The sequence below is a fragment of the Syntrophaceticus schinkii genome (genome assembly GCF_000946815.1).
GTDB classification, from domain to species: Bacteria; Bacillota; DSM-12270; order Thermacetogeniales; family Thermacetogeniaceae; genus Syntrophaceticus; species Syntrophaceticus schinkii.
In genome coordinates this window covers 1-1,167 of record NZ_CDRZ01000214.1, presented here as the reverse complement: position 1 = coordinate 1,167, position 1,167 = coordinate 1, and the positions used below count along the sequence as shown (strand labels likewise).

Here is a 1,167-nt window from a genome sequence, read left to right as displayed (position 1 = left end):
CAATCATCTCGGTAAGAGGGATCCGTTGCCGCTACAACACGCTTTTTCGGTTTGCTCATTTTGGGTATAAATCTTGGTTTCGTTTTTGAGTGTGTTAAAGACCATCCGTTTAACAATGGCTAAATTTTGTGCAGCCGCGGTTTCTCGCGTCCGATTATGATCATCTCCAAATATTACGTCGAGACTCCAATGCATACTCTCTACGCCCCAATGGGTGCGTGCTGCCCTGGCGAAATCAGCAACGTTTCCTACACTTCCAACATAGAAGACGGTTTCGTTGGTTGTTTTACCTGGTTCTGCTGTATACTCCACTTCCCGAAGGACCATTCCGATCCCTATTAGTTTAGTCCAGTCGCGCTTGGCATCCACCATCCAGTTGATATCTGTTGAATAATAATAGGTTCTTCTTTCGATGCGCCCATGTCCTTTTTCCAGTGTGCTAAGAACTTGAAGTCCTGCACTGTTTTTAACATGGGCACCCTCCTGCACCGCCTGATGCTTGATTTGTTCGAGCTTTCCCGACTGTTCCAAATCCGTAAAATACTCTTTCACCTCTTGCTGAAACACTTCCTGGTTTCCCTTTAGATTGATCACGTAGTCTGCTTTATTGTCGTTCACAATTTTTGTTACGATCTTTGTCTGCAACCCTATAGCGTCAATTGTCACGATACTTCCTTCGATAAGTAACTGATCTAATAGTTCCGGGATGGCTGTGATCTCATTGCTTTTTTCGTCCGTTTTAACCTGACCGATCACCAGCCATGTGAATGGCACAAGGCGCTTACCATATGTAGTGCCTTCTGACCCTTGCGTTCATCCTTCGAACCTCTTGATGTTTTCCCATCCACGGACACAACATCCTTTCCGGCAGTTGGAGCACTGCATTCATCCACGAGATGAACCGCGTTGAGAACTCCTCGGGCCGAATCACACTAAACCCTCTTTTAAGGGTCGACAATGAGGGAATTCCGTTAGGCAACGCAATATATTTCTTCAGCCATTTCTGCGTATCCGGTGCTTTAGCCCATACATGGATAAGCTCAAACTCATCGTAGCCGCAAATAATTCCGCAGGTCACGATGAATAAGATATCGGTTAATCGATGCCATATCTTCCCTTCCATTCTACTATCGTTCAATCCGCTAAAATAATCAAAAAACTTCCCTT

General features: G+C 45.1%; 2 protein-coding genes. Both read right to left on the bottom strand.

Features of this window, described 5'->3' with window-relative positions:
• Nucleotides 1–3: 3 nt before the first annotated feature.
• Nucleotides 4–774: an ISAs1 family transposase gene (locus SSCH_RS07685; RefSeq protein WP_052835448.1), complete on the bottom strand. Its 771-nt coding sequence runs from the start codon at nucleotides 772–774 to the stop codon at nucleotides 4–6.
• A 7-nt stretch (nucleotides 775–781) separates the two neighbouring features.
• Nucleotides 782–1,167 (bottom strand): transposase family protein (locus SSCH_RS16535; RefSeq protein ID WP_198142280.1); only part of this gene is annotated, 386 nt, incomplete at its 5' end.